At 54.7% G+C, this 13,832-nt stretch carries 9 protein-coding genes; 2 read left to right on the forward strand and 7 right to left on the reverse strand.

The window, feature by feature from the left end; all coding sequences use genetic code 11:
* Positions 1–80: 80 nt before the first annotated feature.
* The 4 genes from accC to B5D61_RS04895 form a co-directional block, all read right to left on the reverse strand.
* Positions 81–1,442 (reverse strand): acetyl-CoA carboxylase biotin carboxylase subunit, encoded by a 1,362-nt coding sequence (accC, locus tag B5D61_RS04880; RefSeq protein ID WP_078812199.1) that lies wholly within the window; start codon positions 1,440–1,442, stop codon positions 81–83.
* Positions 1,443–1,549: 107 nt separating this feature from the next.
* Positions 1,550–2,083, reverse strand: a complete 534-nt coding sequence (gene accB, locus B5D61_RS04885) for an acetyl-CoA carboxylase biotin carboxyl carrier protein (RefSeq protein WP_078812200.1) — start codon at positions 2,081–2,083, stop codon at positions 1,550–1,552.
* A 79-nt stretch (positions 2,084–2,162) separates the two neighbouring features.
* On the reverse strand, positions 2,163–3,431 hold the full coding sequence (locus B5D61_RS04890; RefSeq protein WP_078812201.1) for a pseudouridine synthase: 1,269 nt from the start codon (positions 3,429–3,431) through the stop codon (positions 2,163–2,165).
* 29 nt (positions 3,432–3,460) lie between these two features.
* Complete coding sequence (locus B5D61_RS04895; protein ID WP_078812202.1) at positions 3,461–3,613, reverse strand: small basic protein; 153 nt, start codon at positions 3,611–3,613, stop codon at positions 3,461–3,463.
* 144 nt (positions 3,614–3,757) lie between these two features.
* Here B5D61_RS04895 and mutS point away from each other — a divergent pair, with 144 nt between their 5' ends.
* On the forward strand, positions 3,758–6,262 hold the full coding sequence (mutS, locus tag B5D61_RS04900; RefSeq protein ID WP_078812203.1) for a DNA mismatch repair protein MutS: 2,505 nt from the start codon (positions 3,758–3,760) through the stop codon (positions 6,260–6,262).
* A 293-nt stretch (positions 6,263–6,555) separates the two neighbouring features.
* A complete protein-coding gene (locus B5D61_RS27190; protein ID WP_217698917.1) occupies positions 6,556–6,927 on the forward strand; it encodes a MutS-related protein in 372 nt (123 codons plus the stop codon).
* Between the two features lie 660 nt (positions 6,928–7,587).
* On the opposite strand, the gene B5D61_RS04910 is transcribed toward B5D61_RS27190, so the two are convergent.
* The 3 genes from B5D61_RS04910 to B5D61_RS04920 all read right to left on the reverse strand — a co-directional run bounded on the left by B5D61_RS04910 (position 7,588) and on the right by B5D61_RS04920 (position 13,793).
* Complete coding sequence (locus B5D61_RS04910) at positions 7,588–7,926, reverse strand: hypothetical protein (RefSeq protein WP_078812205.1); 339 nt, start codon at positions 7,924–7,926, stop codon at positions 7,588–7,590.
* 98 nt (positions 7,927–8,024) lie between these two features.
* The gene (locus B5D61_RS04915; RefSeq protein ID WP_078812206.1) at positions 8,025–10,373 is read right to left on the reverse strand and encodes an NACHT domain-containing protein; all 2,349 of its coding nucleotides are present in this window, start codon (positions 10,371–10,373) and stop codon (positions 8,025–8,027) included.
* Positions 10,374–10,517: 144 nt separating this feature from the next.
* A complete protein-coding gene (locus tag B5D61_RS04920; RefSeq protein ID WP_078812207.1) occupies positions 10,518–13,793 on the reverse strand; it encodes a ribonucleoside-diphosphate reductase subunit alpha in 3,276 nt (1,091 codons plus the stop codon).
* Between the last annotated feature and the right edge of the window lie 39 nt (positions 13,794–13,832).

The raw sequence follows: 13,832 nt of genomic DNA on the forward strand, positions 1-13,832 counted from the left end.
CCTAGCGGGCTGCGCCGTTTTTTTGAATACTTTGCTGTGAACGTTAACGTCTTGAACAAACAATCGTTAACACGCCCATCTTACCCTTTCATCCCTTCCTGGCGGAGGAAGTTCTCCACCCAGGTGATGTCATACTGGCCGTTTTGAAAGTCACTGGTGGTCAGCACTTTGCTCTGGAGAGGGATCGTGGTCTTGATGCCCTCCACCACGAACTCACCCAAAGCACGGCGCATGCGACGAATCGCGATGTCTCGCGTAGCCCCCGTGACGATGAGCTTGGCGATCATCGAATCATAGTAAGGAGGCACTTCGTAACCGGAATAGACGTGCGTGTCTACGCGCACGCCACGACCACCGGAGGTATACCACAGATTGATGCGGCCTGGGCTGGGGGCAAAGTTACGGGACGGGTCTTCAGCATTGATACGGCACTCGATGGAGTGACCGCGTGCGGTTGCATTCAACACGTGTTCACTTAGAGGCAGGCCTGCAGCGATGCGGATCTGCTCCTTGATGAGGTCACAACCATAAACTTCTTCCGTGATCGGGTGCTCAACCTGGATACGGGTATTCATCTCCATGAAGTAGAAATCTTCACCCTTGTTATCCACGAGGTATTCGATGGTGCCACAGTTTTCGTAACCGATCTCTTTGCAGATCTTCACGGTGGCGTCGCCCATACGCTTACGCAGGCTGTCGGACATTTTCGGGCTGGGACATTCCTCAATGATCTTCTGGTTGCGGCGCTGCATGGAACAGTCGCGCTCACCCAAATGGACCACGTTGCCATGGCTATCCGCCACCACCTGGAACTCAATGTGGTGAGGCTTCTCGACGAGCTTTTCCATGTACATGGAGCCGTCACCGAAGCACTTCAGAGCTTCCAAAGAAGCAGCTTGGAAACTGGAAATCAAAGTCGCTTCATTGAGCACCGGACGCATGCCACGACCACCGCCACCGGCGCTGGCCTTGATGATCACAGGATAACCAATTTTACGTGCCCACTCGATGGCTTCCTCTTCGGAAGTGATGAGACCTTCAGAGCCTGGAGTCACTGGCACACCCGCCGCACGGGCGGTGGCACGAGCCACGTTCTTGTCCCCCATCATGGAGATCACGCGGGAGCTAGGCCCAATGAACTTGATTTTGCACTGTTCGCACACGTCGGCGAACTCGGCCTTTTCAGACAGGAAGCCATAACCAGGGTGGATAGCATCCACGTTAGCGATCTCAGCGGCGCTGATGATACGGCTGATTTTCAGATAGCTTTCCGTGCTGGGACCAGGCCCAATACAGATGGCTTCATCGGCCAAGTGGACGTGCATGGAATCCACATCTGCCTCGGAATACACAGCGACGGTTTTAACATCAAGTTCTTTACAGGCGCGAATGATGCGGACGGCGATCTCACCACGGTTGGCGACGAGGACTTTGCGGAACATGCGGGTGCGGGAGGGAAAGAGAGAGGGTGCTTAATTGAGACGATTGACGCCCTGACTGCCTGACCATCAAGTGGCTCAAGCAGTCAAGAGTAAGCTCACAGGTTGTCTTAGACCTTCAGCTCAAACAGGGGCTGACCGTATTGCACGGGCTTGCCATCCTCCACCAGAATGCGGGCAATGGTGCCACGCATCTCGGCTTTGATTTCATTCATCACCTTCATGGCTTCAATGATGCAGACATTGCTGTTTTCATCCACTGAGTCACCGATGTTGGCGAAAGGCTTCTCACCAGGAGCAGCGGAGCGGTAGAAAGTACCCACCATCGGGCTGTTGATCGTCGGACCGGCAGGCTCCGAAGCAGCAGGAGCTGAAGCGGCGGGGGCAGCACCTGCTACAGGCACCGGAGCGGCGGCGACTGGAGCCGCCAAGGCCATCGGGGCGGCGGCAGAAGCCATCGGCAGATTTTTCAGCAGCTCTTTAGCCGCCTGGAAGTCAGAGCCGCGGCGCAGCTCCACTTTCGATCCTTGGGTTTCGAAATTGAAATACGTGAGATCGTTCTCGGCCATCAGGGCCACGATCTGTTTGATCTGCTTCAGGTCCAAAGCTGTGGCCTCCTTGTCGTTTGATTTTGTGTCGTCCATTAATGGGATGTGAGTGCGATTGGCGGTGATGAGGTTAGCCCCTCTCACTCGCGTGGCAAGAATAAAGAGAATCCGTGTTTTACGGACGACGACGTGGGCCTTTTTTTGCAGGCGGGCGGGTATTTCCTCCAGCCCGAGGTCCTCGACCTGCCGAATCCGCCCGACCGGAACTTGATTTTCCACTGCCAGAGCGGCCACGTGGACCACCTTCGCTTTTGGCAAAGCGAGCACGTGCGCCACCGGCTCTAGGGCGTTCCTCGTCGTCACCACGAGCAGGCCTACGGCCGCTGGTTCTTGGACGACGCTCTTCATCGTCACCGCGGCTCGGTCGGCCACGTCCGCTTGATCTCGGACGACGCTCTTCATCGTCACCGCGGCTCGGTCGGCCACGTCCGCTTGATCTCGGACGACGCTCTTCATCGTCACCGCGGCTCGGTCGGCCACGTCCGCTTGATCTCGGACGACGCTCTTCGTCGTCACTGCGGCTCGGTTTAGCCCGCTCGCTACGGCCACGCCCGCGTTCATGGTCAGGCTTGGAACTCAGTCGTGGGCGACGAGCAGTAAAAGACGCCTCACCCTCGTCATCTTGGGGGCGAGTCGGCTTTTCAGCGCTGGCTACACGAGGCTTCTCAGCACGCGGTGCGCGACCTGTGGCCCCTTCTTTAGAAAAGAAGCGTTGAACCTCGGTCTCGGTGAGCTGCTTCCAGCCGCCTTTTTGCAAATTCTTAAGCTCCAGCCAACCGATGCGGGTGCGGGTCAGACGCTCGACTTCGAAGCCCAATTGATAAAACATCAGGCGGATTTGTCGTTTCAGACCCTGCTTCAGGACCACATGAGCACGATACTCAGTGATCATCCATGCACGCTCAGCCTTGGCATGACCTTCTTCGGTCAGCATACCTTTGACCAGCTTAGCCATGGTGGCTTGGTCCATGGCCTTATCCACGATCACCTCATATTCCTTCTCGGCTCCCATGCTGGGGTGGATGAGTCGGTGGGAGAGCTCGCCGCGATTGGTCATCAGCAGCAGACCTTCACTGTCTTTGTCCAGACGTCCCACATGGTGGAGGGACTGAAATTGCTTGGGCAGCAAGGAGTAGATCGTCATGCGATCTTTCTCATCACTTCGGCTACAAATGTAACCGCGTGGCTTGTGCAGAGCGATCACAACGCCCGCTTCGGTTTTCACCGGTTTCCCATCTGCCACCACTCGGTCGTCTGGATTGACCTGAGTGGCGAGATCGGTAATGACGTGTCCATTGATGGACACGCGGCCTTCAAGAATGAGCTGCTCGCAGCCACGGCGGGAACCGAGGCCGCATTGGCTGAGGTAACGATTGAGTCGCACAGGGGTAGGCGGGGACTACCCGCACAGGCTTAGTCAGATTTGGTTTTTGGCAGGCCGGTCGGAAGACGACCTTCTTTCCACTGACCACGCGCCTTCATGAGCTTGATGCGCTCACCGCGCTTAAGGACACTGCGCTTGGTGCCAACGGAACCGGCGGTTTTGAGGCTGCGATGCTGGGACATGGTAGAATAGAAGGTTCGAGGTTCGGAAAAGGGGTTGCGAGAATAGGCGACTCCTGAGTTTGCGCAACTTGTTTGTTCATCTCCCTCACTTCCAGCCTTGACCTGACCCCTCACGGAAGCCAAGCCTAGGCTCCGTTTCCTGCCATGTCTGACGCCAGCACCACCCCCATGATGAAGCAGTACCTCGCCATCCGGCGGGAGCTGCCGGAGGATGTGCTGCTGTTCTTCCGGCTGGGGGATTTCTACGAGCTGTTTTTTGAAGATGCCAAGGTCGCCTCTCCCCTGCTGAATGTGGCCCTGACCAAGCGCAATGGCGTGCCCATGTGCGGGGTTCCCCACCACTCTTCGCAGGGTTACATTGCCAAGTTGATCAAGGCGGGCAAACGCGTCGCCATCGCTGAGCAGACCACCGATCCCGTCCCCGGTAAGATCGTCGAGCGCGCCGTCTCCCAGATCCTCAGTGCGGGCACGATCAATGACCTGAACCTCTTGGAGTCTAACCGAGCCAACTACCTCGCCGCCGTTTTTCAGACCGGTAAAAAGCTGGGCCTCGCTTATGTGGACCTTACCACGGGGGAGTTTGAAGTCGCTGAGTTCAAGGAACCTGCCGAACTAGCCGATGAACTGGAGCGCATCCAGGCCAGTGAGCTTCTGTACAATGAGGAACAGCAGGAGTTGATCTCTGCACTGGGGCGTCCGTCCTACGCGCTTGCCGTTGAGGGCTATCTATTCCTTCAGGATCAGGCCGACCACGCCCTGACCCAGCATTTCAAAGTGAAGTCCCTGGATGGTTTTGGCTGCCAGGGTCTGAGCGCTGCCATCTGTGCCGCCGGGGCCATTCTGCAATACCTGCAGTTCCAACTCCGCCGAAATGTGGATCATATTCAGCGGCTGCGGGTGGCCCAAACCAGCGACTTCGTCTTGATCGATGCTGCCAGCCAGAGCCATCTGGAGTTGGTCAATGCCCGGGGTGGTAACCAGCACACGCTGCTTAGCGCGCTGGACCGCACCTGCACTCCGATGGGCGGTCGCAAACTCCGCCATTGGGTGCTGCACCCCCTGCGGGATCTTGAGCAACTCACCCAGCGCCAGGACATGATCGGCGGTCTCATGGCAGAACCCATCGTTCTGGGGCAAATCCGCACTCTGCTCAAAGAAGTGCGCGATCTCGAACGCACCAGCAGCCGCCTCAGCCAAGGCAGTGGTAATGGTCGCGATCTCCTGGCCATGGCCACGTCGCTGGAGGTCGTCCCTTCCCTCAAAGCCACCCTGGAGACCTTTGACACCGCCGGTTTCCATCAGGTTCAGGCCCACCTTCACGATCTCTCCGCCCTCGCTACGGAACTCCAGAGCGCCATTGTCGATGAACCGCCCATGCAGATCAAAGAGGGCGGCGTTTTCCGGCCCGGTTATCTGCCCGAACTCGATGAACTGCGCGATGCCTCCAGCCTGGGTCGCCAGTGGATCGCCGACCTGCAAAACCGCGAGATCGAACGCACCGGCATCAAGAGCCTGAAGATCAAGTATAACGCCGTGTTCGGTTACTTCATCGAAGTAACCAAGGCCAACGTCGGTGCCGTGCCTGCCGACTACCATCGCAAGCAAACCACCGTCAATGGCGAGCGCTACATCACCGACGAACTCAAGCGCATGGAGGACAAGATCCTCGGTGCTGAGGAACGTAGCAAAGCCCTCGAATACGAAGAGTTCGTGAGTCTGCGTAACAAGGTCCTGGCCCATCTGACCGAGATCCAGGAAACCGCCTCCGCCCTTGCCGTGCTGGATGCCCTGGCCTCCCTGGCGGAAACCGCGCGCCTGTTCAATTACACCCGCCCTGTTCTTAACGATACGCGCAATCTCTTCATTCGCGATGGTCGCCATCCCGTGCTGGATCAGAACCTCACCAGCGGAGAACGTTTCGTGCCCAATGACGTCACCCTGGAGCCTGAGGAGAGCCGCCTCATCCTCATCACCGGGCCGAACATGGCCGGTAAGAGCACCTACCTGCGCCAGACGGCCCTGCTCACCCTCATGGCCCAGATCGGCAGTTACCTGCCCGCTGCCAGTGCGGAAATCGGTCTTGTAGACCGTATTTTCACCCGCATCGGCGCCAGTGACGACATTGCTCGTGGTCAGTCCACCTTCATGGTGGAGATGAATGAAACCGCCCTCATTCTGAACAACGCCACCGAGCGTTCCCTCGTCATCCTGGATGAGATCGGCCGCGGCACCTCCACCTTCGATGGCCTCAGCATCGCCTGGAGTGTGGCCGAGCACCTGCACGACCACGTCGGCGCCCGCACCCTCTTCGCCACCCATTATCACGAGATCACCGCCCTGGCGCAGAGCCGCCCCGCCGTGCAGAACTACAACGTCGCGGTGAAGGAGTGGAACCAGCAGATCATCTTCCTGCGCAAGATCCTGCCCGGCTGTGCCGAGAAGAGCTACGGCATCCAGGTCGCCCGCCTCGCCGGCCTGCCCGAAAACGTCATCCACCGCGCTAAAGAAGTCCTGGCCCAGCTCGAATCCGGCCACCAACCCGCCGACAGTGTCACCGACATCCCCTCCGCCACCAGCGTCCCCGCCAAAGCTCGCAAACCGCGCAGCCCCAGCGACAGCGAGGCAGGCCAGATGACTCTTTTCGGTTAGGCCGCCTAGCCGCATGTTCGCACCTCGATTGTTGTGTTTTGTCGAGTTTTGTTCCGTTTTTAAATCTTTAGCCTCTTTACAGCCCTTTTTCGCCTGTGGTTCCTTGAGGATGAAAGGCTTGATCGGAAAACGGAATGGCTCATCCGCGAGACAAAAGGCATCAATGCCACCTCCCCCGGAGCCGCATGAAACTTCACGCATGGCCTCCACCCAGGCCTGACACGTCTGACGATAGCGAAGAGAACGGTTCATCCAAGTGAACCGGGTGGATTAAAAGAGAAAAGGCAAATGATTTGAAGCCACTCAAACAGCAACTCTCGCGGAGCACCGAGAAAGAGCGCCAGGAGATCACCGTGCTCGCCCAAAGCCGCCCCACCGTGAAGAACTACAACGTCGCCGTAAAGGAATGGAACCAGCAGATCATCTTCCTCCGCAAGATCCTCCCCGGCTGCGCCGAAAAAAGCTACGGCATCCAGGTCGCCCGACTCGCCGGCCTACCGGAGAACGTCATCGCCCGCGCCAGAGAAGTCCTCCGACAACTCGAAGCCGGTCACCAACCCGCCGAGAGCGTCAAAGAGGTCCCCGTGGCGACCAGTGTGCCTGCAAAGACAAGGAAGAAAGCCATCAGCGACGAGGATGCAGGGCATGTGAGTTTGTTTGGTTAGGAATTTCAGCCAAAGGACGTTCTCGGCCATTTCTCACATCCTCCTCGGCAGCGGCAATATCCCGCAAGAGGCGTGCGTCCTCATGCAACTCACGCCACACAGGTGACTCATCCGGCAATTCGGCCAGCCAGGACAAGGTTTGCTGTTTGGTGCTCATGGCTAAAAGTGTATCCCCATCCCAGCGGGCTACAAGACTCAGCCTGCTGTGATCTGGTTCAAAAAGTTCACGATTCGCAAGTGACAAGGGTGTTTGCGAGCGCTTCCCCTCAGGATGCTTTTCGGCTTTTAAATGAGGATACTGCCAGTAGTTGGAAAAACGCAACGAAGAGCCCTTTCTCTTCTGAGACCTTCCCATTTCTCGCGATATCTAACCAATGTTGCCCTAACGAGTTTGTTTTCCAGCCTGGACTGTAAACCAGATTCACGCGGCCCTATCTTGGGCGGAAAGCCTGACTCCTGAAGGGAGGCGAGAAGTCCATCATCACCAATCAGGCGCGAACTGGCCTAACCAACCGCACCTCGACACGGTTGTTTCTCGCGCCCATCCAGGGCGCTTCGGGATGCTGCGACGGGGCCTTCATCAACCGGGGGTTCCGTTCGTTCCTCACTCCCCCTCCCGGCTAATCTCCCTCCACCCTCCGGGAGGTCTTAGAGCCGTATCTAGGAGCACTGCCAGCATATGGCAAAGGTCCCCGGCACCTCAGCCCCGCACTTGGGACAACTCCAATCCTCTCCAGGGGTCACAGAGGCCTGATAGGCGGTCAAGATCGTTAAGGCCTCGTCATAATCTTCATCTTCGGCGAGGCAAAGCTCCGGCATGAACAAGGGGTTTTGGGCGTGTTCCCGTTTCCCCAATAGCAGGGCCAAAAACGACACTTCCCCATTGGCCAGCCACCAACTGTTGCCATTCAGAACGAAAGATGCGATGCCTGCTCCCGCTAGGATGGATTGCTGCAAGCCCAGCACCGCCAAGTCTGGATGATGAGAGATCCTGCGCATGGAGGTATTCTCAGTTATCTAATAACTACAAGTCATAATTTAATTTGGACACTCCATTTGAATCTATTTAGGCATCAAACCTCATTAAAACAAAATCATCAATTAAGCGTATTTAGCAGCTTGTTTTTCAAGGTAATAAACAGCTTATTGATTTGACCAACGAAACTATTATTTTGGCCAAAGAAAATGACATCATTTTTAAATTCTTGCCGAATATTGTAAGCAGTTTCTGACACCCCTGAAAGGTGATGCTCTTCAAGAAGCATTTTTCGAAACTCTTCAATAATCTGATCGGCATATTTCGAAGATCGAATAGCTCCCCGCGTTAAGTTGGATTTTTGAACAGTCCTGAGCATCACTCTGCCCTTATTGAGAAACCGTTCTAACAAAATGCCAATGTCGTTCCGAAGATCGCTTTCAGAATATTGTCGCTTTCCAGCATTAACCCTAACCTGATCAATCCACATTTGAGCGAAGGGATCAAATGATGTGCTATCTAAGAAAATAGACTCCCCTAAACCATTACATCGGATAGGAGCAATCCCCCCCCGGAAGGAACATTCAGCGAATTCGGTCTTGGCATCAAATTCACAGTTAATAAATGTAGCATGGTCAAACTTACATTTTATGAAAGATACGTTTTCAAAGTTAAATGAGCTAATAGTCCCACTAAACTCAAAATCTTTAATTGGAGATCCACACAACTCCACCAAACATTCCGTTCTTTCCAAGTGGCTCTTTCCTTTGGGCGTAATTTTTTCTACTGCGGCGAACGCTAGAGAAGCGGCAAATCTACCTGAGCAATGAATCTTTAAAGCATCGATCAACGTTTTGATTGAATCAGTCGGTGAGGCGATTGTTTCCAATGTTAGTATTTCAACCACAGTTTGAATAAGATCTTGCTGCTCTCCTGGTGTCAAAACCCAACGAGCGACTCGACTGGTTTGTTGTTCGTTGGCTAAAAAATGGGCCAGTAAGTATGTGCGAACTTGTTCTTCCCGGAAATACCACTTACGCGATGAACCGTCCATTTGTAGAATCGGGTGAGATGTCATGCTCTGAACCGCTTTTTGCCGCGAACCTCTATCAAGCACAGGCTGAACTACCTCCATACACAATTCTAAAAGCTCGGAGTCGGGGGACGCACCAGAAGCAATTTCTTCTGCAAACATCCGAAGGATTGAAAATTGCTGTTCGGAGTTAAATGGCAGCTCCTGCCTATGACGATCTCGCTGACAAAGCTCACGGATTAACCAGTCAATAGCATTGGAGGATGCTAAGATGGTCGCAAAAGATTTGCCGTCTGAGCTACCAACAACATCAGCAATAAGATTAAGAATAAAACCCCTTCCAACCAAATCTCTTGCACTAGCCGCAAGATTTCTAAACAACTTATCAGCAGATGAGACTAAACGATCATTACTGCCAAATCTTTTAAGGAAATAATTGTTAGCATGTGTCTCTTCAAACGGAACCATTTCATAAAATAAGCAACTAGTTGATTCACGCATCCTCTGATCAATTTGAGAATCTATACTGGCATGCCAATAAGAAGTTCTCGATGTTATAATTATTCTAGCCCCAGTTTCTTCTGCCAAGTTTCGAATAGCATCAATCACATCTTCTTCTTGGGCTACATCACGATTACTGAGTAAGTATTCATCAAAACCGTCGAATATTATTTTAAAAAGATCAAGTTTCAAAGCTATTGCTATAAACTCATCTTCATGACTAGTTAACCAAGGAACCGGACATCCATAATGATGCAGGCAGTTAAGAATGGTTTTGGACAAAGAACGCTGATCAGCGACAGGCATATTCTTCCATTGCGAAGAGTCGATAAGTATTGGTATCACGTCTGAACCGCGTTCTAGGATTGTAGACGCTAGGTGTTTACACATGTAAGTTTTGCCTTGCCCTGCTTCAGCGAGGACTACAGCTACTGTCCCATCACTATATCCTGCACCCAAGTGAGGATCTAAAAGGAAATTTAGAAGTGGATTGGGTGTTTTTTTATTGAATCCACTTGGAGTTTTAATATTTGGGTCAATATAATGGCTCGGCTTTTCTTCCTTAAGATGTTCCGTATAACCACTTAATTCATCGTGAATAAAGGAAGCTAAATATGCCTTGGTATCGAGAACCTTTAACCCTTCCTTGCTAGCACGCTTCAACTCAACAAGCTTTAATGATGCAGCATGAACCAATTCTGGATTTTGAACTCTTTTAGCGCAACTAATGGCCTCGGCAAGATCTGCATTTGAAGCACTTGATTTAAGGTAAATAACATTAAACGGGTAATCAACTCCACGTAAAGTATTTTTACCAGCATACCTAGCCCAATTAAAACCTGATTCTTTGGGGTCTAAATCAATATTTGTCGAACGGCTGTAATTGAGTAGCTTAGCAACGTCCGTAAATTCCAAAATTTGGTTGGCTTGGATCATAACTGATTCTTAGGCGATCGACCTCTAATCGGGCTAAATGCATATAAATGCAACTTTTTGTAACATTTTATCTTCCACAAAAAAACGGCGGGCATTTCTGCCCGCCGTTGAGGAATCAACGAATTTGGAAATTCGTTCTACAAGTCACTGACACGCCTCACACGTGCCACCATTCCGCATGGCTTCGATGGAGCAGGCCATGGCTTCTTCGGCGGTGTATTCGCGTTTGGCTCCGGTGTCCTGACCGACGACGCCGCGGAGTTCCTTCTTCACTTCGACATCGGCTTTCTCGATGTTGGAGGCGGAGCGGGTGCGGAGGTAGTAGGTAGTCTTGAGGCCTTTTTTCCAGGCACCTCGATACATGTGGGAGAGAGTGCGCATGTCACTTTCTCCACAGAAGAGGTTCACGGACTGGGACTGATCGATCCACTTCTGACGGCGGGCGGCGGCGTCGATGAGCCAGGCCCAGTCGATGCCGAAGGCGGTGGCGTAGCGGCGCTTGAGGTCCTGAGGGATTTCCTCAATGCCTTCGATCTCGCCATCCATGTATTTGAGCTTGTTCTGGATGTCGGCGGTCCACAGGCCGCGCTTCTTGAGGTCGCGGATGAGGTAGGGGTTCAGCACCATGAAGTCGCCGGAGAGGTTGGACTTCACGAGCATGTTGCTCATGAGCGGCTCGATGCACGGGCTGCTGCCCATGATGTTGGAGATGGTGGCCGTTGGGGCGATGGCGAGGACATTGCTGTTACGCATGCCGTTCTTGGCGATCTTGGCCCGGAGGGCGCTCCAGTCCATCTTACCACCACGGGGCACCTCGACCTCGACACCGCGCTCTTTTTCCAGGAGGTCCACGGTATCCTGCGGGAGGAGGCCGCGATCCCACTTGCTGCCTTTGTAGGAGGAGTAGGTGCCTTTTTCGGCGGCGAGGTCGCTGGAGGCCTCATAGGCGTAGTAGGCGACGGCTTCCATGAATTCGTCGTTGAACTCGACGGCTTCCTTGGAGGCGAAGGCGACGCCTTTGCGGTAGAGGGCGTATTGGAGTCCCATGACGCCGAGGCCGATGGGGCGATGGCGCTCGTTGGAGGTGCGGGCGGCGGGGGTGGGGTAGAAGTTGATGTCGATGACGTTATCGAGCATGCGCACGGCGGTGCGGATGGTCTCACGCAGCTTGGTGTGATCGATATTGCCAGCGTCGTCGAGGTGGTTGTCGATGAGGACGGAGCCGAGGTTACAGACGGCGGTTTCATCCGCGCTGGTGTTCAGCGTGATCTCGGTGCAGAGGTTGCTGCTGTGGATGACGCCGGTGTGGTCCTGCGGGCTGCGTAGGTTGCAGGGGTCCTTGAAGGTGATCCAGGGGTGACCGGTCTCAAAGATGGACTTGAGCATCTTTTTCCACAGGTCGAGGGCCTCGATCTCGCGGCCGAAGATTTTCCCGGCTTTGGCCAGGGCTTCGTATTCGACGTAGCGTTTTTCAAAGGCGCTGCCGTAGAGTTCGTGGAGATCGGCGACTTCATTGGCCCGGAAGAGGGTCCACATGCCACGGGACTCCATGCGCTTCATGAAGAGGTCGGGCACCCAGTTGGCGGTGTTCAGGTCGTGCGTGCGGCGGCGTTCGTCACCGGTGTTCACGCGGAGCTGGAGGAAGTCCTCGATGTCGTTGTGCCACACTTCCAGGTAGGCGCAGCCGGAGCCGCGACGCTTACCGCCCTGGTTCACGGCGATGAGCTGGTCGTTATGCAGCTTCAGGAAAGGAATGACGCCCTGGCTTTCACCATTGGTGCCTTTGATGTAACCGCCGGTGCCACGCACACTGGTCCAGGAACCGCCGAGACCGCCAGCCCACTTGGAGAGGAAGGCGTTTTCCGCGATACCACGGATCATGATGGACTCGATGCTGTCATCCACCTTGTAGAGGTAGCAAGAGCTGAGCTGGCTGTGCAGGGTGCCGCTATTGAAGAGAGTGGGTGTGCTGGAGCAGAAGCGGCGGCCTTTGTAGAGGCGGTAGAGCGCGATGATTTTATCCTCGGGATTTTCCTCCTCGATGCACAGGCCCATGGCCACACGCATCCAGAAGAGTTGAGGCGACTCCAAACGCTTGTTAGGCTTCACCTTCTTATCGACGATGAGATAGCGATCGTAGAGGGTCTGGATGCCGAGGAAGTCGAAGTCCATGTCGGCCGCGGGATCGAGGGCATCGGCCAACTTATCCAGATCATACTCGAGCAGACGAGGGCTGATGCGATCGATCTCCACGCCACGAGCGAGGTTGCGACGGAAAGCGCGGCGATGGAAGTCGCGCAGGGCTTCGATGCCGTCTTTGACGATGTCCCAGCCGAGCACTTCCTCATAGATGTAGCTGAGGCGGATGCGGGCGGCGAACTTGGCAAAGTCGGCATCCTTTTGCATCAGCGTCTTGGCATTCAGAATGACGGTCTGCTTCAGGTGATCCAGCGTGATGTCGGAGTTCAGGGAGCGACGCAGTTCCATCTCGATCTCACTGCGGGTGAGGCAGAGATCCAGGCCGAGCATGGCGAAGTCGATGCGCTTTTTGAGGTCCTGTCCATCCCAGAAGAAGGTCTCGGTGGGGCTGGCCTTCACCACGATGAGGGCCTGCTGATCCTGGTCCTGCTCAGCAGCCACGGCGGCGACTTCCTCGTCGTGCTCACGCATCTTGGAGCGGAGGGCACGGTATTGGATGTAAGCGCGGGCCACTTTGTAGAAGCCCTGTTTCATCAGCTCTTCTTCGACGATGTTCTGCACGTCCTCGATGTGCATGAACTGCTTGTTTTCATCTGCCACGGCCTGGCTGACGGCCTCCGCTACCTGCACGGCAGGAGTGGAGTCCAGCTCCATGGAGAGGAAGGCCTTGCGGACAGCGATCTCGATCTTGTTATGATTCCAGGGGACGAGCTGACCGCTGCGGCGGATGACTTTGGTATTCACAATCAGGGGCTGTGGGTGGCTGTCACCAAAAGCATCGTTTTCGACACGCTTGCGCCGCTCTGCCAAGCTACGGGCGATGTCGTGGGCATTGTGGCGGACGAGCGCACGCTCGATGCAGTGATAGATGTCCTTGCTATTGAGCAAGCCAGCGCCTTCCACGAGCTCTGAGGAGCGCTGCTGAAGTTCAGTCGTCACCGCCTGGGCGATGGTCTGCACCAGACGCTGATTTTTCTCGTTGTAGATGTCGCCTTCTTTTTGGCGTGCCATGAACAGGTCCGCCAGGGCACTGCCGACGGTATCGGCGATCTCGCCCATGTCGAAGTCGCGTTCGCCACCGCCGACTTTCACTTTAATGGAAGAAGCCGTATCGCCACCTCCGACAGCCAGAGCGCTCCATTCAAAATGAGGCTTTTGGTCTTTAGGGGTATGGGCGACTCTTTTGAGTTCCTTGTCTTCGTGAAGCAGGTCCTTGAACATGGCAGTAGGGAGCTAGAGTGGGAGTAAAATGTCGTTCAA

The organism is Prosthecobacter debontii (genome assembly GCF_900167535.1).
GTDB lineage: Bacteria > Verrucomicrobiota > Verrucomicrobiia > Verrucomicrobiales > Verrucomicrobiaceae > Prosthecobacter > Prosthecobacter debontii.

What these genes read in the sequence shown, in the direction of transcription:
- accC (WP_078812199.1), bottom strand. Translation starts at nt 1,442, where the DNA reads ATGTTCCGCAAAGTCCTCGTCGCCAACCGTGGTGAGATCGCCGTCCGC.
- accB (WP_078812200.1), bottom strand. Translation starts at nt 2,083, where the DNA reads ATGGACGACACAAAATCAAACGACAAGGAGGCCACAGCTTTGGACCTG.
- B5D61_RS04895 (WP_078812202.1), bottom strand. Translation starts at nt 3,613, where the DNA reads ATGTCCCAGCATCGCAGCCTCAAAACCGCCGGTTCCGTTGGCACCAAG.
- mutS (WP_078812203.1), top strand. Translation starts at nt 3,758, where the DNA reads ATGTCTGACGCCAGCACCACCCCCATGATGAAGCAGTACCTCGCCATC.
- B5D61_RS04910 (WP_078812205.1), bottom strand. Translation starts at nt 7,926, where the DNA reads ATGCGCAGGATCTCTCATCATCCAGACTTGGCGGTGCTGGGCTTGCAG.
- B5D61_RS04915 (WP_078812206.1), bottom strand. Translation starts at nt 10,373, where the DNA reads ATGATCCAAGCCAACCAAATTTTGGAATTTACGGACGTTGCTAAGCTA.
- B5D61_RS04920 (WP_078812207.1), bottom strand. Translation starts at nt 13,793, where the DNA reads ATGTTCAAGGACCTGCTTCACGAAGACAAGGAACTCAAAAGAGTCGCC.